The following is an 18,867-nucleotide window of genomic DNA, read 5'->3' as shown; positions in this document are numbered from 1 at the left end:
CCGCGCCTTCCGTATGCCGCATCCCGCAGGGGATGCGCCGGGGGTAAAGCATGGATGAGGGCCAGCCGCCAAGCCTCGAATGGCCAGACGGAAAGCTGCCGTTTGCCATACGCTTTCTTGACACCTATTTCTCGCATCGCGACGGCGCCGAAGAGACGAGATACGTCTTCCTTCGCGGCAACGACCTGCCCGCCCGCGCCCGCCCCGGCTTCCACATCGCCGAGCTCGGTTTCGGCACCGGCCTCAACCTTCTCGTGACACTCCAGGCGCTTCTCGCCGCCGGCATACCTGGCCCGATCCGCTACACCAGCTTCGAGGCCTACCCCATGGCCGCCCCCGACATGGCCCGCGCGCTGTCGAACTGGCCCGACCTTGCGGTACGCGCTGCCCCCCTCGTGGCTGCGCGGGAACGGGGGGAAACCCACATCCCCCTGGGACCATTGGATTTTCACCTTGTACTGGGTGATGCCCGCCGCACCCTGCCCGGCTGGGACGGGCGGGCCGACGCCTGGTTCCTCGACGGCTTCGCCCCCGCCCGCAACCCCGAGATGTGGGAGCCCGCACTGCTGGCGGAAGTCGCCCGCCACACCGCGCCGGGCGGCACCTTCGCCACCTACACGGCCGCCGGCCATGTCCGCCGCGCGCTGGCCGACGCAGGCTTCGCCGTCACCCGCGAGCAGGGCTTCGGCGGGAAACGCCACATGAGCCGCGGCAGGCTCGCATGACCGCACAGAACCCCCGGGCAGCGATCGGGCTTATGCTGTTCACCACCTTCATCTTCGCGGCCCAGGACGGCATCTCGCGCCATCTTGCAAGCGAATACAACGTCTTGACCGTGGTGATGATCCGCTACTGGTTCTTCGCGGCCTTCGTCATCGCCCGCTCCGCGGCCCTGCCCGGCGGCGTCGCGCGCGTCGCGCGCACGCGCCAGCCGCTGCTCCAGATCGGGCGCGGCGTGCTGCTCGCGGCCGAGATCTGCGTGATGGTCGTGGGCTTCACCCTGCTGGGGCTGGTGGAAAGCCACGCCGTCTTCATCGCGCATCCGCTGATCGTGGCGGCCCTGTCCGGCCCGGTGCTCGGCGAAAGGGTCGGCTGGCGGCGCTGGGTCGCCATCGGAGTGGGCTTCGTGGGCGTCCTCATCATCCTGCGCCCGGGCTTCCGCGTCTTCGCGCCCGAGGCGCTGGTGCCGCTGCTGGCGGCGGCGATGTTCGCGCTTTACGCGCTGCTCACGCGCCATGCCGCCCGCAGCGACAGCGCCGAGACCAGCTTTTTCTGGACCGGCGTGGCGGGCGCCGTCGCGATCAGCCTTGTCGGTCCGTTCTTCTGGGAACCGATGCGCACCGCCGCCGACTGGGCCTGGATGGCCACGCTCTGCGTGACCGGGGCACTGGGGCACTTCACCATGATCAAGGCCTATGACCTGGCCGAGGCCAGCATCGTGCAGCCCTTTGCCTATTTCCAGCTGGCCTTCGGGGCGGCGATCGGCATCACCGTCTTCGGCGAGGTGCTGGAATGGCCCGTCGCCCTGGGTGCCGCGATCATCCTGGGCGCGGGGCTTTTCACGCTGTGGCGGGCGCATGTGGTCGCCCGCCGCAGCGCAAGGCGCGTCTAGCCCCGCGGGGCGAGCATCTGCGACAGGCCGATCTGCCGCGCCTCGCCGGTCAGGCGCGCGCGATAGACATGCATGCTTTCGAGCACGCGCATGACGTAGTTCTGGGTCTCGGAAAAGGGGATCCGCTCGATCCAGTCGATCGGGTCGGCCCCGGGCAGGCGCGGGTCACCCAGCTCGGCCAACCACTGGTCCACCCGCCCCGGCCCGGCATTGTAGGCCGCCGCCGCCAGCAGGTACGAGCCGTTGTAGCGGCCCAGCATCTCGGCCAGGTATTGCGTCCCGAGGCGCGCATTGTAGCCCGGATCCGCGGTCAGCCGGCCAAGGCTGTATTCCAGCCCCAGGTCCCCCGCCACCTTCTGCGCGGTGCGCGGCATCAGCTGCATCAACCCGCGCGCGCCCACGGGCGACACGGCCAGCGGGTTCAGTTCGCTTTCCTGCCGGGCCACGGCCAGCGCGAATTCGGGCGCGACGGACGTGCGCGGCAACTCGATCACCGGGTAATAGGCATCGGGGTAGACATCGCCCCCCCGCACGATGCGCTTTGCGATCCGCAGCGCGCCGGTGGTCTGACCGATATCCAGAGAGAAGCGCGCCAGTGCCGCGCTGTCCGCCTCGGATAGCGACTCCTGTGCGTGCAGGATGAAGCGCAGCGCCGTGTTGGTGTCGCCGGCGGCGTTCAGCAGCACCGCGGCGCGCACCACGCTGGATCCGGCAAAGGACCGCGAGCGCCAGTCGGGCAGCGTGCCCCGCGCGGTGATCGAGCGATCCGGCTGAAGGCCCAGCCGCTCTGCCGCCAATTGGCCGTAGAACGTCGTCTGGTGCTGCGCGCCGACCGCATAGGCCGCCCGCGCGGCATCCGGGCTGCCCGCAGCCTCGTGTGCGCGGCCCAGCCAGTAGCCCGCGCGCCCCAGCGAGATCGGGGTTTCGACCGCCGCCTGAAGCCGCTGGAAGTGCTGCGCCGCGCGGGCCGGATCGCTTAGCCGCGTGAGGGCCACGAAGCCCGCCACGAATTCCAGGTCGGCATAGTTCGAGCCGCCCGACAGGAAATGCTGCGCGGCAAGGATGTAGGCATCCGTCGCCCGCCCCTCGCGCATGGCACGGCGCGCCAGGGTCCGGCGGCTGAAGGCCCAGGCCTCGGGCCGGCCCAGCGACGCGGCCGAGACGGAGCGCTCGCGCATCAGCGCCTCGGCATCGGCCCAGCGCCCCTTTTCGATGCGCCACCGCATCCGGTCATGGGCAAGTCCGGGATCGCCGGCAAGCGACGCGGGCACGGCGGCGATGGCCCCGTCCACCCCCGGCGCCTGGGCCTGAAGCGCGATGCGGGCCCGCGCCAGCGCGGCCTGCGCGCCGCCGACCAGCGGCAGCATTTCCTCGGCCAGCGCGGTCTTGCCGTCCCAGAGCAGCCGCTCCAGCCGGGCGGCGTGGTGCGGTGCAAGTTCGGCCGCCACCGTGTTCATGTAGAGCGCGCGGTCGGCGGCGCTCATGTCCAGTTCGCGCCAGGCGCGGGCCCGGATCTCGGCCGCCCCGGCCCCGCCGGTGGCCGCCGCATGCAGAAGCGCGCCGCGCCCGGTCTGGGCTGCGCCCTGCGCGAAAAAGGCGCGCACCTGGTCCGGCGACAGATCGACCGGCATCGACTCTTCGGCACGGCGGCGGACAAGGTCCATCCCCGGCCAGTAGGCTCTGCTTGAGAGAAAGCGCACATAGTCGCCCCAGGGCGCACCACCCGCCCGCAGGCGGTGCCATTCGACGATCTCGGGCGCGATCGGGTCGCCAGCCTGCGCGGCAAGCCCGCCAGCGCGTGAGAAGTCGCCGGAACTGGCAGCGTCGAGCGCCGCTGACAGCCGCTCGGGCTGGAACGCCGCGACCGGCGCCGCGGCCAGAAGGGGTATGCATATGGCAAGAAAGCCGCGCCGGAGCGCGGAACGTGGATCTGACATGGCCTGCTCTCGTCTCGGACCGATCTGGAGATGGTCTTTTTGTTTGGCGACGAGCCTAGCAGGATTCGCGGCCCCGGTCTGCCCCGGTCAACCCGCCGGCGTCTTGCCGCCCGTTCAATTCGTCGCTAGTGTCTGCGCGGTTTCGCGGGTCGCCCTGCGCCCGGCCGAAACGGATCACTTACCGCCCCCCGCGCGATGCGGGATCTCAGGAGACCAGCCAAGATGTTCAAGGGATCGATCCCCGCCCTCATTACCCCTTTCCGTAACGGCGAAGTGGATGTGAAGGCGCTGAAAGAGCTGGTGGACTGGCATGTGGAGGAAGGCAGCCACGGCATCGTCGCGGTCGGCACCACCGCCGAAAGCCCTACCCTGACCCATGAGGAGCACGAGGGCTGCATCGAGATCATCGTGAACCAGGCCCGCGGCCGGATCCCGGTGATCGCCGGTGCCGGGTCCAACAACACCGCCGAGTCGATCCGCTTCATCCAGCATGCGGAACGCGTCGGCGCGGACGCGGCGCTGGTGGTGACGCCCTATTACAACAAGCCGAACCAGCGCGGGCTGAAGCTCCATTACACCACGCTGCACGATGCGTGCAGCCTGCCGATCATCATATACAACATCCCCGGCCGGTCGGTGATCGACATGACGCCCCAGACCATGGGCGAGCTGGCGAAGCTGCCGCGCATCGTGGGCGTCAAGGACGCGACCGGCGACATCACCCGCGTGTCGGACACGCGGATCACCTGCGGCAAGGATTTCATCCAGCTTTCGGGCGAGGATGCCTCGGCGCTGGGGTTCAACGCGCATGGCGGGGTTGGCTGCATCTCGGTCATCGCCAACATCGCGCCGCGCCTGTCGGCCGAGTTCCAGGAGGCGATGCTGGCGGGCGACTACCGCCGCGCGCTGGACTACCAGGACCGCCTGATGCCGCTGCACCGCGCCGCCTTTGCCGAACCGAACCCCTGCCCGGCCAAGTATGCGCTCAGCCTGCTGGGCAAGTGCGCGAACGAACTGCGCTCGCCGCTGGTGCCGATCGCGCCCGAGACCGAGGCGCAGATGCAGGCCGCCATGCGCCATGCCGGCCTGATCTGACCCTGACGCGCGGCCTGCCTCAGGCGGGCCGCGTCTCGGGTTCCAGTTCGATCCCTGTCAGCTCCTGCCCGGCGATGGTCTGCTCGAAGGCCTTGAGCCGCTTGTAGATCGACATCAGCTCGACGATCGTGGACCAGTTGTGCACGAGGAACTGGAAGCTGTCCTCGACCCGGCTGAAGGCACGGATGATCTGCTGCATGACGCCAAGGGTGAAGCCGGCCGCGATCACCGTGGGGCCAAGCGCGATATAGGGCACCATGACCCCCGCCTGGAGATAGCCGAAGCGGGCGATGTCGAAATAGAGATAGTTGAGGTAGAGCCGGAAGTAGTTCTTCCGGACGTTGGCATAAAGCTCCTGCACGGTCGGGGGCGCCGCGCGGTCGGGCGCATCCTCGCCCAGGACCAGCTCCTTGCGGTAGGCGGCCTCGACCCGCTGGTTGCGGAACTCCAGGCCCGGCAGCCGGATGCCGGCCAGTGCCAGGATCGTGGTGCCGGTGGCCGCCCAGATGAAGGCGGTGAAGACCAGCGCCTGCGGCACCGCGCCGATGATGGGCAACTCGCCCACGAAGGACGACAGCCCCCACAGGATCGGGGTAAAGGCGATCAGCGTCATGATGCTGTCGATGAAGCGGGTGCCGAGCGTCTCCATGATGCGGGCGAAGCGCATCGTGTCCTCCTGCACCCGCTGGGAGGCGCCTTCGATCGTGCGGATGCGCGGCCACATCGCCATGTAGCGGTCGTTCATCGCGGTGCGCCATCGGAACACATAATGGCTGACGAAGAAGTTGTTCAGCACCGCCACGAAGATGAACACCATGGCGATCTTGAGGAAAGTGAACAGCGTTCCGTAGTAGTCGGCCGCGGAAAGCTCGCTGTCGCCGGCCAGAGCCACCTGGATCAGGTCGTAGAACTCGCCGAACCATTCGTTGATCATCACGTCGAGCTGCACCTGGAACCAGGTCACGAAGATGATCAGCGCCGAACCGGCCACCGACCAACGGCCCCATCGGTGGGGCACGGCGATCATCCAGAAGGCGACGAAGGCGACATAGGCCGCGATCATGTACTGCCACAACCAGAAGGTCTGCGCCGCGTCCGTGGCGGCGGCATGGGCGGCGGCGGCGGACTCGTTGCCGCCATCCACCAGCGTGCCGGGATAGCCATAGCCCGCAAGTCCGCCCAGCGACAGCGCCTCGCCCCAGCCGCTGGCGCTGGCAAACCACAGGACCACGCACAGGATAGCCCAGCCGAGTGCGGAACCGAAGAACCGCCCGGGCCGCGGAAAGAAGGATTCGAACACGTCCGCCTGCTCCCTTCGATGGATGCGCCGCCGATCTAAGCGCGAAGCCCGGCCCGTTGCCAAGGGCGCCGGTGCCCCGCGCTCTCACAATCGCGCGCGGAGGGCGGCCACTGGACAGTGGCACGGCGCTCACTTATGTCCGGGCCTATGGCGAAAAAACCTCCCAGCAACGTGCGCACGGTCGCGGAAAACCGAAAGGCGCGCTACAATTACGCGATCGAGAGCGATCTCGAATGCGGCATCGTGCTGGAAGGATCCGAGGTCAAATCCCTGCGCCAGGGCCATGCGCAGATCACCGAAAGCTATGCCGAGGTGAAGGATGGCGAGCTGTGGCTGGTGAACGCCCACATCGAGTCCTATGACAAGGCCAAGACCTTCGGCCACGAGGAACGCCGCCGCCGGAAGCTGCTGGCCTCCAGGCGCGAGATCGCGAAGCTCTGGCAGGGAACCGCGCGCGAAGGCATGACGCTGGTGCCGCTCGCGCTCTATTTCAACGCGCGCGGGATCGCCAAGGTGAAGATCGGCGTCGCCAAGGGCAAGAAGCTGGCCGACAAGCGCGAGACGGAAAAGCAGCGCGACTGGAACCGGCAGAAGCAGCGCCTGCTGCGCGACCACGGGTAGGACATGGCCCGCAAGCGCCGCACGACGGGCAATCCCACGATCATGGACGTGGCGCGCGCCGCCGGGGTCAGCGCGATCACGGTCAGCCGCGCGCTGCGCACGCCGGAACGGGTTTCGACGGATGCGCGGGCGCGGGTCAACGCCGCGATCCGCAACCTGGGCTATACCCCGGACCCGGCGGCACAGGCGCTGGCGTCGCAACGCTCGGACATCATCGGGGTGCTGGTGCCTTCGGTCACAAACTCGGTGTTTCTCGACACGATGCGCGGCGTCTACGAAGTGGCCGAGACATCTGATTTCCGGGTCCAGATCGCCAACACCCGCTATTCCCAGGCCGAGGAGGAGCGCCTTGTACGGCTGTTCCTGCACCAGCGGCCCGCGGCGCTGATCGTGACCGGCATCGACCAGAGCGCCACAACGGCAAAGCTGTTGCGCGCGGCGCCCTGCCCGATCGTGCAGATCACCGAGATGGGGCCCGCGCCCTTCGACATGATGGTGGGCTTTTCCCATTCCGAGGCCGCCCGCGCCGCCGCCCGCCACCTGGTCGATGCCGGCTACAGGCGGATCGGCTTTCTTGGCGCGCGGCGCGATGCGCGGTCCACCCGCAGGCTGTCGGGCTTTCGCGCAGGGCTTGAGGCGGACGGGCTGTTCAACGCGGCACGCGTGCTGTTCGCCGAGCAGCCGTCTTCGGTGCCGCTGGGGGCGGCGCAGTTCACCGAGCTTCTGTCGCGCGACCCGCAGGCGGATGCGGTGCTGTGCAACAACGACGACCTGGCGCTGGGCGTGCTGTTCGAGTGCCAGCGCCGCGGCATCGAGGTGCCGCAGGCCTTCGGGATCTGCGGGTTCAACGACATCGCGGCGATGGCGGTGGCACATCCGTCGATCACCTCGGTCCGCACCCCGCGGCGAGAGATCGGGCGGCAGGCGATGACAATGATCCTGGCCCGCCTGGCGGACGAGGATCCGGGACCGATGGTCCGCGATCTGGGATTCACGCTGATCCAGCGTGACAGCACGAGGAGAAGACCAACATGAGCGGCGCACTCGACGGGATACTGGTGATTGCCCTGGAACAGGCGGTGGCGGCCCCCTACTGCACGGCCGAACTGGCCGCGGCCGGGGCGCGGGTCATCAAGATCGAACGGGCAGAGGGCGATTTCGCCCGCGGCTACGACCGGGCGGCAAAGGGCGACTCGTCCTATTTCGTCTGGCTGAACCAGGGCAAGGAATCGATCGCGCTCGACATCAAGCAGGAGGGCGATCTGGCACTTCTGAACCGGATGCTCGACCGCGCGGACGTGTTCGTGCAGAACCTCGCCCCCGGTGCCGCCGACCGGGCCGGCCTGTCGCCCGAGGCGCTTCAGGCGCGCAATCCGGGGCTGACCTGCGTCTCGATCTCGGGCTATGGCAGCGGGCCGGGGGTGGACGGGCTGAAGGCCTATGACCTGCTGGTGCAGGCGGAAAGCGGGCTTTCGGCGATCACCGGCGGGCCGCAGGAAATGGGGCGCGTGGGCGTCTCGATCTGCGATATCGGCGCCGGGATGACGGCCCATGCCCAGGTGCTTGAGGCGCTGATCGCGCGCGGGCGCACGGGCAAGGGCCGCACGATCGAGGTGACGCTGTTCGACGTGGCGGCGAACTGGATGGCGGTGCCGCTGATCCATACCGAATACGGGTCCGGCGCACCGACCCGGCAGGGGCTGCGGCACCCCTCCATCGCGCCCTACGGCGCCTACCAGTCATCCGACGGGGCGCTGACGCTGATCTCGATCCAGAACGAACGGGAATGGCTGCGCCTGACCCAGGAGGCGCTGGACTTGCCCGAACTGGCCAGCGATCCCCGCTTCAAGGGCAACGCCGCGCGGGTCGAAAACCGCGACGCGCTGGAGGCGGCGCTGTCGGCGCGCATCGGACAGATCAAGGCCGAGGAGTTGCGCGCCCGGCTGGCGGCGGCCTCGATCGCCTATGGCGCGGTCAACACCCCCGAGGACGTGACGCGCCACCCGGCGCTGCGGCGGCGCGATCTGACCACCTCGGGCGGCGCGGTGGTGTCAGGCCCCGCACGCGCCGTGCGCGGCGTCGAGGGCACCCGCCCCGGCCCCGCCCCGGCGATCGACGCGCAGGGGGCGGCCATCCGCAAGGAGTTCGCGGCATGAGCACGCTGGACGAGGCGCATCTGAAATCCTGGATCGGCCGCAGCGAAACGACGCGCGACCTGATCACCGCACGGCCCGCGCGGCTGATGCAGGCGACGCTCGACCTGCCCGTGACACTTGAGACGGGCGGCGCGCTGCCGCCGCTGTGGCACTGGATCTATTTCCCGACCGAGGCGCCGACCGCCGCGCTGGGCGAGGATGGCCACCCGGAAAAGGGCGGCTTCCTGCCCCCCGTGCCGCTGCCGCGCCGGATGTGGGCCGGCGGGCGTTTCCGCTTCCAGCGCCCGCTTCGTCTGGGAGAGGTGGCCGAGCGGCGCTCGACCATCGAAAGCGTCGCGGTCAAGCAGGGCGGGTCGGGGCAGTTGTGCTTCGTGACGGTCCGTCACCAGGTCAGCGGCGACGGCACCCCCGCCTTCGAGGAGGAGCACGACATCGTCTACCGCGAGGCGCCCGCGCCCGGCGCGCCCGCGCCAAAGGCGCCGCCGCTGCCCGGGATCGCGCCGCAGGTCAGCCGCACGATCACGCCGTCCATGCCGCTGTTGTTCCGCTACTCGGCGCTCACCTTCAACGGGCACCGGATCCATTACGACCTGGACTATTGCCGCGATGTCGAGGGCTATCCGGGCTGCATCGTGCATGGTCCGCTGATCGCCACGCTGCTGATGGGATTGGCGAGCGAGATGGCCGGCCCGCGTGGCGTCACCGCCTTTTCGTTCCGGGCGACGGCGCCGCTGTTCCACGATGCCCCCTTCCATATCCACGGGGCGGAAACGGCCGATGGGCTGATGATCTGGGCAGAACGGCCCGATGGCGGGCAGGCGATGCGGGCCGAGGCGGTGACGGGCTGATCCGCGCTCAGCGCGACTGGCCCGCGACCGGCACCGACTTGAAGCTTTCGCGCAGGGCGTTCGACCATGCCTCCGACATGGCAAGGAAGTCGGGATCGTTCGCCTCGACCCGGGTCAACTCCTCGATACGGCAGGCATCCGCGCGGGTGATCGCCAGATCGAGCGGCATGCCCACCGACAGGTTCGAGCGCAGGGTCGAATCCATCGAAAGCAGCACCGCCTTGCGCGCATCGGCCAGCGAGGTGTCGGGCCGCACCACCCGGTCGAGGATCGGCTTGCCGTATTTGTGCTCGCCGATCTGGAGATAGGGCGTGTCTTCCGTCGCCTCGATGAAATTGCCCTCCGGGTAGATCAGGAACAGCCGTTGCGCGCCACCGCGCCGCTGGCCGCCCACGATCATCGAGGCGGTGGCGGCCTGGGCCACGCGATTCACCCTGGCGCCGATCTCGGCGGTGACCCGCGACAGCATCTCGCCCACGATCTCGGCCACGCGCAGCATGGTCGGCGCCTGGAGGATGGAGGTGTCGGGCGTCGCATCGGGATCCTCGATCGCCTCGCGCAGCTTTGCCAGCACGGTCTGCGTGACCGACAGCGAGCCGGCCGTCTGGATCACGATGACCCGCTCGCCCGGTTCCTCGAAGGTATAGAGCTTGCGATAGGTGGAGATGTTGTCCACCCCGGCATTGGTTCTCGTGTCGCTCAGAAATACCATGCCTTCGTCCAGCAGAAGGCCCACGCAATAGGTCATCCGGTCCCTCGATCCCGCGGCCCCTTACTGCTGGGACGCCGCGACGCTGACGGCAATATCCATCGTTTCGGTGCCGCCGCCAAGCGAGATGCCACGGATCGGCGCGGCGTCAAGCGCGTCAAGCCCCGAGCCCACGCGGATGTAGCGGTCGTCCGGGCAACAGCGGTTGGCGGGATCGAAGCCGACCCAGCCCAGATCCTCGACCCAAAGCTCGGCCCAGGCGTGGCTGGCCTCGTGCGCGCTTCCGTCGGCATCGGCGAACAGGTAGCCATGTACATAGCGCGCGGGCGTTTCGCGCATCCGTGCGAGGGCGATCAGCACCTGCGCATGGTCCTGGCAGACGCCGTGGCCCAGTTCCAGCACCTCGGAGGCGGTCATCCCCTGGTCGGTGGCCCCCGGGGTATAGATGACGCTTTCGGCCACAAGGCCCGCCATGTCATGCGCATGTTGCAGCGCCGTCGCGGGCGCGCCAAGCCGGTCCGAGAGCGCCGTCAGCGCCACGCCGGGCGCGGTCATCCGCGTGCGGCGCAGATACACCCGCGGCGAGACGATCTCGCGGTGCCCGCGCAGTACGCCCACGGTGTCGGTGGTGTCGACCTCTCCGGTGACTTCGATCAGCATTTCCGACACCGGACCGTCAAGCGTCATGGTCCTCACCAGATCCCCCGCCCCGTCGGTGAAGCCCGAGCCGAAGAGCGCGCCATCGACGCGGACCTCCCAGGACAGCGGCTTCTGGCCGGCATGGGCCGAGGGCGTCAGCCGATGGCTCTGGATCACCCGCGCGCGGGGCGGATCGAAGCGGTAGGTCGTCTCGTGCCGAACGCTGATCCGCATGTCACACCTTTCCGAACAGGTAGCTGTCGGCGATCGCCCCGCTGAGCGCCGCGTTAGACGCGATGAAGCGGGACAGGAAATCGTGCAGCCCTTCCTCGATGATGTCGGAGATCTGCGCCTCGGCCAGCTCTTCCAGCAGCGCAGCGGCGGCGCTGGTGGCAGCCGAGCGCTGGCCATGGAGCTGCGCCAGCGCCGTCAGATGCGACTCGGTCGCGTTCACGCAATGAACCAGCGAACGCGGGCAGCTGCGGTTCAGGATCAGGAAATGCGCGATGGTGCGCGGCGCGTAGTCGCCGCCATAAGCCCAGTGATAGGCCCGATGCGCCGAAAGCGCGCGCAGCAGCGTCGTCCACTGGTAGTTGTCCACGCCGCCGCCCACCATGTCGATCGTGGGCAGAAGGACGTAGTACTTCACGTCCAGAAGCCGCGCCGTGTTGTCGGCCCGCTCGACAGCGTAGCCCAGGTTGAAGAAGCGGAAGCCCTCGTTCTCGAGCTGGGTGTTCACGAAAGCGCCCCGCACCAGCCCGGCGGCGCGCTTGGTCCAGTCGCAGATCTGCGGAAGGCTCAGCTCGGATCTTGGCGTGCGCTCAAGCTCTCCGAACTGGAGATAGGCCTGGTTCAGCGCCTCCCACACCTCGGTGGTCAGGGCTGTGCGCACCGCACGGGCGTTGTTGCGGGCGGCGGTCAGGCTGCTGCGGATCGAGGACGGGTTCGCCGGGTCGAAGACGAGGAAGCTGACCACGTTGCGTTCGGCCGGTTCCCCGTAGCGGGCGGCGAAATCGGCGCTGCCGCCAGACGCCGCCAGGATCGAGCCCCACTCGCTGGCATGTCCGCCCTCCGCGCTCGGGATCAGCTGCATCCGGTAGCCCATTTCCAGCAGGCGGGCAGTTGTGTCGGCCCGCTCCATGTGGCGGGCGGTCCAGTAAAGGTTCTCGGCGGTCCGGCTCAACATCGCGTCACTCCGCCATCACCCAGGTGTCCTTGACCCCGCCGCCCTGCGACGAGTTCACCACCAGCGACCCCTCGCGCAGGGCCACGCGGGTCAGGCCGCCGGGGGTCAGGTGCACCGTTTCACCCACAAGGCAGTAGGGGCGCAGGTCCACATGCCGCGGCGCAAGGCCGCTATCCACGAAGGTTGGCGTCGTGGACAGCGCCAGCGTCGGCTGGGCGATGAATTCGCCGGGATTGTTCCTGATGCGGCAGGCATAGGCCTCGATCTCGTCGCGGGTCGCGGCGGGGCCGACCAGCATCCCGTAACCGCCAGAGCCATGCACCTCCTTGACCACCAGTTCGCCGAGGTGGTCAAGCACATAGGCCAGCGCGTCGGGTTCTGCGCAGCGCCATGTCGGCACGTTGTGCAGGATCGGCTCCTCTCCCAGGTAGAAGCGGATCATGTCGGGGACATAGGTGTAGATGGCCTTGTCATCTGCCACACCCGCGCCGGGGGCCGAACAGATCTGCACGCCACCCGAACGATAGACGTTCATCAGCCCCGGCACTCCCAGCAGGCTGTCGGGGCGAAAGCACAGAGGATCGAGGAAGGCATCGTCGATCCGGCGGTAGATCACGTCGACCCGCCGCGGCCCCGCGGTCGTGCGCATGAAGACGGAGTTGCCCTCGACGAACAGGTCCTGCCCCTCGACCAGTTCCGCGCCCATCTGGTCTGCAAGGAAGGAGTGTTCGTAATAGGCCGAGTTGAAGCTGCCGGGGGTCAGAACGGCGATCACCGGCTCGCCGTCGCAACCGGGGGGCGCGACAGAGGCCAGCGTGCGGCGAAGCGCGCCCGGATAGTCGTCCACCGGCGCGATGCGGTTCTGGCGGAACAGTTCGGGGAACAGCCGCATCATGATCTCGCGGTTTTCCAGCATGTAGCTGACACCCGAAGGCGTGCGGCAGTTGTCTTCGAGGACGAAGAACTCGTCAGGGCCGGTGCGCACCAGGTCCACGCCGACGACGTGGGAATAGACGTTGCGCGCGGGCGATATGCCGGCGACCGCGGGCTCGTAGGCGTCGTTGCGCAGCACCAGGTCGGCGGGGATGCGGCCCGCGCGCAGGATCTCGCGCCGGTGGTAGACGTCCCACAGGAACGCGTTCAGCGCCCGCGCCCGCTGCTTCACCCCGCGCTCAAGCCGCGCCCATTCGCGCGCGTTGAAGATGCGGGGCACCATGTCGAAGGGGATCAGCCGCTCGGACGCGCTTTCGTCGCCATAGACGGCAAAGGTGATGCCGATGCGGCGGAAGATGGTCTCTGCCTCCAGCCGCTTGCGGGCGATTTCCTCGGGGGTCTGCGCCTCGAGCCATTTGGCAAGCGCGGCATAGGGCGCGCGCGGCGCCCCGTTCTCGAACATCTCGTTGAAGAATCTGTCGTCCACGCATCACCCCAGCCTTTGCATCGGACGTTTCCAAATGCCGAAGAGAAGTGCAAGGACTGGACGGGGCGACATCCCAAGTCACGCAGGACTGCCCACAAAACGGGCATTTCCGCAAGAATTCAGGGCAGCGGTTCAGCTCAGGCGGACGCCAAGGCCGTCCAGCACCTGCCAGTATTCAGGCCAGGTCTTTCCGGTGCAGGCGGGGTCGAGGATGGTGATGCCCTCGATCCTGAGCCCGGCCAGCGCGAAACTCATGGCGATGCGGTGGTCGGAATAGGTCTCGATCCGGGCGGGCAGGCGCTGGCCGGCCAGCGTCGGGTCGGAATGAACCAGCAGGTCGTCGCCCTGTTCCTCGGCCAGGCCCGGACGGATGCGGTTCAGTTCCGTGGCCAGCGCGCGGATGCGGTCGCATTCCTTCACGCGCAGGTTGGCGATGCCGGTGAAGCGCACCGGATTTTCGTTGAACGCGGCGAGCACGGCGATGGTGGGGATCGCGTCCTGCATCTGGCTGCCCTCGATCTCGGCGGGCAGATGCGGGAAACTGGCGATCACCGCGGCGGCGGCGGCGTCGGGCTGGGTAAAGGCAGAGGCCGGGGTGCCGAGGTCGATCGCCCCCCCGGTCAGCGCGGCCGCGGCCCAGAGATAGGTCGCGGCCGAGGCATCCGGTTCCACCGCAAATTCCGCCGCGCGGTAGCCGGTGGGCGCCACGCGCCAGGCCTGCGCCCCGGTCTGTTCGACATCGGCCCCGAAGCGACGCATCGCGGCCAGGGTCAGGTCCACATAGCCGCGGGCGCCGATTTCGGGCCCGGTCAGCGCCACTTCCACCGGGCCATCGGCGCAGGCGGCGGCCATCAGCAAGGCCGAGACATACTGGCTGGACAGGCCGCCATCGATCTCAACCCGGCCGGCGCCGAAGCGGCCGGCACCGGTGACGGTCACGGGCGGGCAGCCGTCGGTATCGGTCGCCGTGATCCCCACGCTGCGAAGCGCCGCGACCAGCGGGCCGATGGGGCGCTTGCGCATGTGTGCATCGCCATCGACGACCACCTTCCCCTCGCACAATGTCACGGCGGCGGTCAGGAAGCGCATCGCGGTGCCGGCATTGCCAAGCATCAGCGGCTCGGACGGCGCGGTGAGGCGGCCCAGCGACTTGACCACGAAGGTGGTGGCGTCCGGCTCGGTCACGTCCACGCCCATCTGGCGCAGCGCACGCGCCATCAGCGTGGTGTCGAGGCTTTTCAGCGCCCCGGTGATGTGGCTCGTGCCCTCGGCCAGGGCAGCGAGCAGAAGGGCGCGGTTGGTGATCGACTTCGATCCCGGCGGCGCGGCATTGCCGCGGATCGGCCCGTCAACAGGGGTGATGGTCACGGCGCCGCGCGCCAGGATATCGCTCAGATCCGTCATGGCTGCCCCTTCCGATAGCGGGGCCTTATCTCGCAGCAATTGGCTTGCGGGCCAAGGGCCAATCTGCGCCCGAACGGTCGCTCAGTGCACGCTGACCGGATGCTTCTCGTGCATCCGCGCCACGACAAAGGCCTTCTGGCGGTCGTCGATCAACGCCAGCATGTGCCCTTCGGTGTCCGAGATGGTGTAGATCTCGTCCATGCCCCTGGTCTGGTCCTTGATCTCGGGCGGCAGCGCGTCGCGTTCCACCTTGCGGACATAGACGATCTGGCTTTCTTCGCCCGGCTTGAAGAACGGATGATTTCCCATTTCCTTCATCCCTTTCTGATCCTGATGGTCTGCACCACGGTTTCGGGCTGCTGACGTTGCAGATCGATATGGAGTAGCCCGTTCTCCAGAAGCGCGCCCGACACCTCGACGCCGTCGGCCAGCACGAAGCTGCGCTGGAACTGGCGGGCGGCGATGCCCCGGTGAAGGAAGACGCGCCCCTCGGTGTCATCTTCCTGCCGGCCGCGGATCACGAGTTGAGCGTTCTCAAGCGTAATCGAAAGATCCTGTTCCCGAAAGCCCGCCACGGCCAGCGTGATGCGGTAGGCGCCTTCGCCCCGGCTTTCGATATTGTAGGGCGGATAGCCCTCGTTCCCGCTCTTGGCGGTCCGCTCCATCAGTCGTTCGAGCTGCTCGAAGCCCAGAAGATAGGGATGGGCGGCGAAATTTGCCTTGGTCATTCCTCGTGCCCTTCGATCAAGCGACATGCGTGCCGCGGCCCCTGCGTCAGGCAGCCTTGGCACTTGAAAACATGGGGCCCGCGCGGGCATAAGACAAGGGTCGCGCAACCCCGGAAAGCCACCATGACTGATGCCAAGATGATGGAACGGGTCGAGGTGTTGCACGCCCGGCTGGAGGTGCTGAAGCTCGAGCACCGCGATCTCGACGAGGCGATCCGCGCCATGGGAGAGCGGACCAGCATCGACATGCTGGCCCTGTCCCGGTTGAAGAAGCGCAAGCTGGCGCTGAAGGATCAGATCGCCCGGATCGAGGACGAGCTTACCCCCGACATCATCGCCTGACCGGCGCCTGACCCGAGGAAAATCCACGCATGAGCAAACCGCTGATCGGCATTGTCATGGGCAGCCAGTCCGACTGGCCCACGATGGAAGAGGCCGCCAAGATCCTCGACGCGCTGGGCGTCGCCTACGAGACGCGGATCGTTTCGGCCCACCGGACGCCGGACCGGCTGTTCGACTATGCCGAGACGGCGGCGCCGCGGGGCTTGCGCGCGATCATCGCGGGCGCGGGGGGGGCTGCGCATCTGCCGGGCATGCTGGCCGCCAAGACGCGGGTGCCGGTGCTGGGCGTGCCGGTGCAGTCGAAGGCGCTGTCGGGGCTCGATTCGCTTCTGTCCATCGTGCAGATGCCCAAGGGCATTCCGGTCGGCACGCTGGCCATCGGACCGGCGGGCGCGGCCAATGCGGCGCTTTTCGCGGTGGCGATGCTGGCCACCACCGACAACGCGCTGGCCGGGCGACTGGACGCCTGGCGCGCAGCGCAGAGCGATGCGGTGGCCGAGGAGCCGAAGCGTGACTGACCCAGCCCCCCTGCCGCCCGGCAGCACCATCGGCATTCTCGGTGGCGGCCAGCTGGGCCGCATGCTGGCGCTGGCCGCGGCGCGGCTTGGGCTGAAGGTGGTGGTGTTCGACCCCGACCCGAACGCCCCCGCGGCGCAGGTCTGTGCGGGTCACGAATGCGCCGGCTACGACGATATTGCCGCACTCGAGCGGTTCGCAGGCGTGGTGGATGTCGTCACCTACGAATTCGAGAACATTCCCACGGACGCGCTCGACGCGGTCGAGGCGCATGTCCCGATCCGTCCTGACCGGCGCGCGCTGGCCACCAGCCAGGACCGGCTGTCGGAAAAGACCTTCCTCGAGGGGATCGGCCTGCGCGTCGCCCCCTTCGCCCCCGTCGAGACGGCCGCCGAACTGGCCGGGGCGGTGGCACGGATAGGCACCCCGTCGATCCTCAAGACCCGGCGCTTCGGCTATGACGGCAAGGGGCAGGTCCGGCTGCGCAGCCCCGGGGACGCGGCCGCCGCCTGGGCGGAACTGAACGAGGAGCCCTGCGTGCTGGAGGGTTTCGTCCGCTTCGAGCGCGAGATCTCGGTGATCGGCGCGCGCGGAGTGTCCGGGCAGATCGCCTGTTTCGATCCGGGCGAGAACGTCCATCGCGACGGCATCCTGCACACGACCACCGTGCCCGCCAGCATCCCCCATGGATTGGCCACCGACGCCGTATTGCTGGCGGGGCGGATCCTGAACGCGCTCGATTATGTCGGCGTGATCGGGGTGGAACTGTTCGTCACCGCCGAGGGGCTTCTGGTCAACGAATTTGCGCCTCGCGTCCACAATTCCGGGCACTGGACGCAGGATGCCTGCGCGATCGACCAGTTCGAGCAGCATGTCCGCGCCGTCGCGGGCTGGCCGCTGGGCGACGGGCAGCGTCATTCGGATGCGGTGATGACGAACCTGATCGGCGCCGATGCCCATGACTGGCTGGAGGCGGGGCGCGCAGGCGGCCTGCATCTTTACGGCAAGGCCGAAGCGCGGCCGGGCCGAAAGATGGGCCATGTGAACCGGATCTCTCCGCGCCGCTGAAACGGAAAGCTGGCGCGCCGGCTGTGGCGCGCCTGTTCCGATCAGGCCTTGTAGCCCTGCCGGGCTGCATTGGCCTCGGCGTCGGCTTTCTTGGTATAGCCCTCGGACGACCGGCCCACCTGCTGGCCGTTCTGCGCGAACCGACGCCAGCGGTAATGCCCGGCCTTGTCGGTATAGAATTCCCACTTGTCGGTCGGCACATGGCCACGGTTCATGTTCGCCTCGCAATCCGACTTCTTCTTGTAGCCCTCGGACGAGGATCCGACGATCTTTCCATTGGTGGCGAGGCGGCGCCAGCGATACTCGCCCTTCTTGTCCTGATAGACTTCGAACTTGTCGTTTTCGCTCATGACGTCCCTGCCCTTCCCTGTTGGCACCGGCCGTTTGACTGCCGGACAGGGGGAGTTTGCGGAAACTTTTCTTGCGACGCAAGCCTCAGGCTTGACGCCTTCGGCCCAGGATGGCCAGCGCCACACCGCCCAGCGTCAGGACACAGGCGGGACCAAAGGCGGGGGGCGGCGCTTCGCCAAGGAACAGAAGCCCGCCCGCCAGCACGATCAGCGGCACGGCGAGTTGCGATACGGCGGCGACCCCGGCATCGAGCAGCGGCAGGGCCGCGTACCAGATCGCATAGCCAAGCCCCGAGGCGATGGCCCCCGAGGCAAGCGCCAGCGCAAGCCCGGCAGGGGGCACCCCCTCGCCCAGGGCAAGCGGCGCAAGCAGGATCAGGCCGACGGGAACCGTCCGCAGGAAGTTCCCCGCGGTGGTCAGAAGCGGTGCGCCATTTGCGTTGCCGCGCAGCGAATAGACGCCCCAGGACATGGCCGCCACGACCATCAGCGCCGCCCCCAGCGGATCGGGGCGCTGCGCCTGCGGCAGGAACAGGATACAGAGCCCCACCAGCCCCAGCCCAGAGCCGGTCCACCCCAGCCAGCCGGGGCGCTGGCCACGCAGGACCGCGCCGCCGAACATTGTCATCTGCACGACGCCGAACAGAAGCAGCGCGCCCGTCGCAACGTCGAGCGACACATAAGCGAAGGAAAAGGCCACGGCATAGAGCGCCAGCGCCCCGGCAGAGCGCCAGCTTCCCGCCTGAAGGACGGCGCGCGGACCGGCCCGTGAACCGGCCAGCAGCGCAAGCGTGGCCGCGCCCGAGATCAGCCGGATGCCGGTGAACAGCGCGGGATCCATCCCCTGCCCGGCCAGCGCGCCCCGGTTCAGGACCGAGTTGGAGGCAAAGGCCACAAGGGCCACGACGGTCAGGATCACGAGGCGCATGCGTGAGT

The 18,867-nt window shown here is 68.4% G+C and carries 21 protein-coding genes; 10 read left to right on the top strand and 11 right to left on the bottom strand.

What is annotated here, in order from left to right:
• Positions 1–50: 50 nt before the first annotated feature.
• Complete coding sequence (gene mnmC2, locus HMH01_RS03770) at positions 51–725, top strand: tRNA (5-methylaminomethyl-2-thiouridine)(34)-methyltransferase MnmC2 (protein WP_171322633.1); 675 nt, start codon at positions 51–53, stop codon at positions 723–725.
• Positions 722–1,612, top strand: a complete 891-nt coding sequence (locus HMH01_RS03765; RefSeq protein ID WP_171322631.1) for a DMT family transporter — start codon at positions 722–724, stop codon at positions 1,610–1,612. Before mnmC2 ends, HMH01_RS03765 begins: the two co-directional genes overlap by 4 nt.
• Here the strand turns inward: HMH01_RS03765 and HMH01_RS03760 are convergent.
• The gene (locus HMH01_RS03760) at positions 1,609–3,549 is read right to left on the bottom strand and encodes a lytic transglycosylase domain-containing protein (protein WP_171322629.1); all 1,941 of its coding nucleotides are present in this window, start codon (positions 3,547–3,549) and stop codon (positions 1,609–1,611) included. The two genes, HMH01_RS03765 and HMH01_RS03760, sit on opposite strands and share 4 nt — an antisense overlap.
• A 222-nt stretch (positions 3,550–3,771) precedes the next feature.
• Here HMH01_RS03760 and dapA point away from each other — a divergent pair, with 222 nt between their 5' ends.
• On the top strand, positions 3,772–4,644 hold the full coding sequence (dapA, locus tag HMH01_RS03755; protein WP_171322627.1) for a 4-hydroxy-tetrahydrodipicolinate synthase: 873 nt from the start codon (positions 3,772–3,774) through the stop codon (positions 4,642–4,644).
• Positions 4,645–4,663: 19 nt separating this feature from the next.
• Here dapA and sbmA read toward each other — a convergent pair whose 3' ends face one another.
• Positions 4,664–5,944, bottom strand: coding sequence for a peptide antibiotic transporter SbmA (gene sbmA / locus HMH01_RS03750; protein WP_171322625.1), 1,281 nt, complete (start codon positions 5,942–5,944; stop codon positions 4,664–4,666).
• A gap of 147 nt (positions 5,945–6,091) precedes the next feature.
• Here sbmA and smpB point away from each other — a divergent pair, with 147 nt between their 5' ends.
• Genes smpB through HMH01_RS03730 form a run of 4 tightly spaced genes read left to right on the top strand, consistent with a single transcriptional unit; the run spans position 6,092 to position 9,569 of the window.
• Positions 6,092–6,565 carry an SsrA-binding protein SmpB gene (smpB, locus tag HMH01_RS03745; protein WP_171322623.1) on the top strand — a complete coding sequence of 158 codons (474 nt, stop codon included), beginning with the start codon at positions 6,092–6,094 and terminating at the stop codon, positions 6,563–6,565.
• 3 nt (positions 6,566–6,568) lie between these two features.
• A complete protein-coding gene (gene gntR, locus HMH01_RS03740; protein ID WP_171322621.1) occupies positions 6,569–7,600 on the top strand; it encodes an HTH-type transcriptional regulator GntR in 1,032 nt (343 codons plus the stop codon).
• Positions 7,597–8,721 carry a CaiB/BaiF CoA transferase family protein gene (locus tag HMH01_RS03735; RefSeq protein WP_171322619.1) on the top strand — a complete coding sequence of 375 codons (1,125 nt, stop codon included), beginning with the start codon at positions 7,597–7,599 and terminating at the stop codon, positions 8,719–8,721. Before gntR ends, HMH01_RS03735 begins: the two co-directional genes overlap by 4 nt.
• The gene (locus HMH01_RS03730; protein WP_171322617.1) at positions 8,718–9,569 is read left to right on the top strand and encodes an HTD2 family dehydratase; all 852 of its coding nucleotides are present in this window, start codon (positions 8,718–8,720) and stop codon (positions 9,567–9,569) included. Before HMH01_RS03735 ends, HMH01_RS03730 begins: the two co-directional genes overlap by 4 nt.
• A 7-nt stretch (positions 9,570–9,576) precedes the next feature.
• Here the strand turns inward: HMH01_RS03730 and HMH01_RS03725 are convergent, their stop codons facing one another.
• From HMH01_RS03725 to HMH01_RS03695, 7 genes are all read right to left on the bottom strand, one after another.
• Complete coding sequence (locus tag HMH01_RS03725; protein ID WP_171322615.1) at positions 9,577–10,317, bottom strand: proteasome-type protease; 741 nt, start codon at positions 10,315–10,317, stop codon at positions 9,577–9,579.
• Between the two features lie 24 nt (positions 10,318–10,341).
• On the bottom strand, positions 10,342–11,151 hold the full coding sequence (locus tag HMH01_RS03720) for a transglutaminase family protein (RefSeq protein WP_171322613.1): 810 nt from the start codon (positions 11,149–11,151) through the stop codon (positions 10,342–10,344).
• Position 11,152: 1 nt separating this feature from the next.
• Complete coding sequence (locus HMH01_RS03715) at positions 11,153–12,103, bottom strand: alpha-E domain-containing protein (RefSeq protein ID WP_171322611.1); 951 nt, start codon at positions 12,101–12,103, stop codon at positions 11,153–11,155.
• Between the two features lie 4 nt (positions 12,104–12,107).
• Positions 12,108–13,499, bottom strand: coding sequence for a circularly permuted type 2 ATP-grasp protein (locus tag HMH01_RS03710; RefSeq protein ID WP_171325198.1), 1,392 nt, complete (start codon positions 13,497–13,499; stop codon positions 12,108–12,110).
• Positions 13,500–13,655: 156 nt separating this feature from the next.
• The gene (locus HMH01_RS03705) at positions 13,656–14,927 is read right to left on the bottom strand and encodes a 3-phosphoshikimate 1-carboxyvinyltransferase (protein WP_216366751.1); all 1,272 of its coding nucleotides are present in this window, start codon (positions 14,925–14,927) and stop codon (positions 13,656–13,658) included.
• Positions 14,928–15,008: 81 nt separating this feature from the next.
• A complete protein-coding gene (locus tag HMH01_RS03700; RefSeq protein ID WP_171322609.1) occupies positions 15,009–15,236 on the bottom strand; it encodes a DUF1150 family protein in 228 nt (75 codons plus the stop codon).
• A 5-nt stretch (positions 15,237–15,241) separates the two neighbouring features.
• On the bottom strand, positions 15,242–15,655 hold the full coding sequence (locus HMH01_RS03695) for an Hsp20 family protein (protein WP_171322607.1): 414 nt from the start codon (positions 15,653–15,655) through the stop codon (positions 15,242–15,244).
• Between the two features lie 123 nt (positions 15,656–15,778).
• Here HMH01_RS03695 and HMH01_RS03690 point away from each other — a divergent pair, with 123 nt between their 5' ends.
• Genes HMH01_RS03690 through HMH01_RS03680 form a run of 3 tightly spaced genes read left to right on the top strand, consistent with a single transcriptional unit; the run spans position 15,779 to position 17,581 of the window.
• Positions 15,779–15,997 (top strand): YdcH family protein, encoded by a 219-nt coding sequence (locus tag HMH01_RS03690; protein WP_171322605.1) that lies wholly within the window; start codon positions 15,779–15,781, stop codon positions 15,995–15,997.
• Positions 15,998–16,026: 29 nt separating this feature from the next.
• Positions 16,027–16,515, top strand: coding sequence for a 5-(carboxyamino)imidazole ribonucleotide mutase (gene purE / locus HMH01_RS03685; protein ID WP_171322603.1), 489 nt, complete (start codon positions 16,027–16,029; stop codon positions 16,513–16,515).
• Entirely contained in the window at positions 16,508–17,581 is a 1,074-nt protein-coding gene (locus HMH01_RS03680; protein WP_171322601.1) for a 5-(carboxyamino)imidazole ribonucleotide synthase, read from the top strand. The genes purE and HMH01_RS03680 overlap by 8 nt, the downstream gene beginning before the upstream one ends.
• 41 nt (positions 17,582–17,622) lie before the next feature.
• Here the strand turns inward: HMH01_RS03680 and HMH01_RS03675 are convergent, their stop codons facing one another.
• Both HMH01_RS03675 and HMH01_RS03670 read right to left on the bottom strand, forming a co-directional pair.
• The gene (locus tag HMH01_RS03675; protein ID WP_171322599.1) at positions 17,623–17,931 is read right to left on the bottom strand and encodes a YegP family protein; all 309 of its coding nucleotides are present in this window, start codon (positions 17,929–17,931) and stop codon (positions 17,623–17,625) included.
• Between the two features lie 85 nt (positions 17,932–18,016).
• Positions 18,017–18,859 carry a DMT family transporter gene (locus tag HMH01_RS03670; protein ID WP_171322597.1) on the bottom strand — a complete coding sequence of 281 codons (843 nt, stop codon included), beginning with the start codon at positions 18,857–18,859 and terminating at the stop codon, positions 18,017–18,019.
• Positions 18,860–18,867: the final 8 nt, after the last annotated feature.

The organism is Halovulum dunhuangense (assembly GCF_013093415.1).
GTDB classification, from domain to species: domain Bacteria; phylum Pseudomonadota; class Alphaproteobacteria; order Rhodobacterales; family Rhodobacteraceae; genus Halovulum; species Halovulum dunhuangense.
Note: the sequence above shows the minus strand (reverse complement) of the source record. Positions and strands in the feature narration are given on the sequence as shown.